This is a genomic window from Pseudomonas sp. MF6396, assembly GCF_002018915.1.
Lineage (GTDB): Bacteria > Pseudomonadota > Gammaproteobacteria > Pseudomonadales > Pseudomonadaceae > Aquipseudomonas > Aquipseudomonas palmensis.
In genome coordinates this window covers 1-2,634 of record NZ_MVOK01000076.1, presented here as the reverse complement: position 1 = coordinate 2,634, position 2,634 = coordinate 1, and the positions used below count along the sequence as shown (strand labels likewise).

General features: G+C 67.2%; 1 protein-coding gene. It reads left to right on the top strand.

Annotation, left to right across the window (positions count from 1 at the left end):
* Positions 1-2,634 (top strand): condensation domain-containing protein (locus tag MF6396_RS27950; RefSeq protein ID WP_238596499.1); only part of this gene is annotated, 2,634 nt, incomplete at both ends.

The following is a 2,634-nucleotide window of genomic DNA, read 5'->3' as shown; positions in this document are numbered from 1 at the left end:
AGGCCGATGGCGCGTGGGCGGCAGAGTATGGCGCCCCTGGCGGTGTGCGCGAACTGCTGTGGACGCAGCCGGTGGCCGACGCCGAGGCCTTGCAGGCACTGTGCGACACGGCCCAGCGCAGCCTTGACCTTGAGCGCGGCGAGCTGCTGCGCGCGGTACTCGCGACGCTGCCCGATGGCAGCCAGCGCCTGTTGCTGGCCATCCACCACCTGGTGGTGGATGGCGTGTCGTGGCGCATTCTGCTCGAAGACCTGCAGAGCGCCTACACCCAACTGGCCGCCGGCCAGGTGGTGAACCTGCCACCCAAGACCAGCTCGACCCAGGCCTGGGCGCAGCGCCTGCAGGCGCACGCGGCCGATCTGCAAGGTGAACTGGCCTACTGGAGCAGCGAACTGGCGGGCGCCAGTGCCGAGCTGCCCTGCGACAACCCGCAGGGGTCGCTGCAAAGCGTGCATGGTATCGAGGTGCAGACGCACCTGGACGCCGTCACCACCCGCCAGTTGCTGCAGCAGGCTCCGGCGGCCTACCGCACCCAGGTCAACGACCTGCTGCTGACCGCCCTGGCGCGGGTGATCGCGCGTTGGACCGGGCGCGACGAGGTGCTGATCCAGCTCGAAGGCCACGGCCGCGAGGCGCTGTTCGACACTATCGACCTGACCCGTACCGTGGGCTGGTTCACCAGCATGTTCCCGGTCAGGCTCAGCCCCGTCGACAGCCTCGACGGCTCGATCAAGCGCATCAAGGAGCAACTGCGCGCGGTGCCTGACAAGGGCATCGGTTTCGGCGCACTGCGCTACCTGGGCGACGCGCAGGCCCGTGAAGCCCTGGCCGCGCTGCCGCTACCGCGCATCACCTTCAACTACCTGGGCCAGTTCGACGCCAGCTTTGCCGACGAGCAGGGGGAGGGCGGTTTCTTCACCCCGGCCCGCGAGTCTGCCGGCGCCACCCAGAGCCCGCAGGCACCACTGGGCAACTGGTTGTCGATCAACGGCCAGGTGTATGGCGGCGAACTGAAGCTGGGCTGGAGCTTCAGCCGTCAGATGTTCGACGCGCCGACCATCCAGGCCCTGGCCCAGGCCTACGCCGAAGAGCTCAAGGTGCTGGTTGCCCATTGTGTGCACCCAGGCAGCGTTGGCGTGGCGCCTTCGGATTTCCCTCTGGCCAGGCTGACCCAGGTGCAACTGGACAGCCTGCCGATTGCCGCCAGCGAGATCGACGACATCTATCCGCTGTCGCCGATGCAGCAGGGCATGCTGTTCCATTCTCTGTACGAGCAGGGCAGCGGCCACTACATCAACCAGATGCGGGTGGACGTGGAGGGGCTGGATGTCGAGCGTTTCCGGCAGGCCTGGCAAGACGCCATGGCCCGGCATGAGGTGCTTCGCGCCAGTTTCGTGACCGGCTTCGAACAGCCCGTGCAGGTGATTCGCAAGCAGCTCGAACTGCCGTTCGTCGAACTGGACTGGCGAGCCCGGCCTGACCTGCAGGCACAACTGGACAGCTGGGCCGAGGCCGATCTGCAACGCGGCTTCGACCTGCAGCACCAGGCGCTGCTGCGTCTGGCAGTGATCCGTACCGGAAACGAGCGCCATCACCTTGTCTACACGAGCCACCACATCCTGCTGGATGGCTGGAGCAATTCGCAGTTGCTCGGTGAAGTGCTGCAGCGCTATGCCGGCCAGGCACCCGCCCGCTCGGTGGGACGCTATCGCGACTACATCCAGTGGCTGTCCGAGCAGGACAGCTCGCGCACCGAGGCGTTCTGGCAGCAGCAGGTACGTGACCTCACCGAGCCGACGCGCCTGGTGCAGGCGCTGCGCAGTGACAAGGCGCAGTTGGGGCAGGGCCATGCCAACCATTTCCAGTTGCTGGATGTGCAGGCCACCCAGGCGTTGGGCGAGTTCGCCCGCCAGCAGCGGGTAACGGTCAATACGGTAATGCAGGCCGCCTGGCTGTTGCTGCTGCAACGCTACAGCGGACAGGCCTGCGTCAGCTTCGGCGCCACCGTGTCGGGGCGCCCGGCCGAGCTGGCCGGGGTGGAGGAGCAACTGGGGCTGTTCATCAACACCCTGCCGGTGGTCGCCAGCCCTTCGCCCGAACAGGCCGTAGGGGCCTGGCTGGAGCAGTTGCAGGCACAGAACCTGTTGCTGCGCGAGCATGAGCACAGCCCGTTGAGCGAGATCCAGCGTCTGGCAGGCTCGGGCGGCGAGGGGTTGTTCGACACCTTGCTGGTGTTCGAGAACTATCCGGTGGCCGAGGCGCTGCAACAAGGGGCGCCGGCGGGGCTCAGGTTCTTCGACACCCGGAACCACGAGCAGACCAACTTCCCGCTGACCTTGATCATCGGCCTGGGTGCGCAGCTGTCGGTGCAGTATGCCTACGATCAGGCGCAATTCAGCAGGGCGGGCGTGGAACAGATCGCCCGGCATTTCACCCAGTTGTTGCAAGGTATCGTGCGGCAGGCTGGGCAGCGCATTGCCGAACTGGCGTTGCTGGATGGCCAGGAGCAGGCGCGCATCGTGCAGGCGTGGAACCCGGTCGAGGCGGAGCACGCGCCCGGGCCGTGCATTCACCAGCGCATCGCGGCGCAGGCGAACCGGACCCCGCAGGCCATCGCGGTGGCCTTCGGCGAGC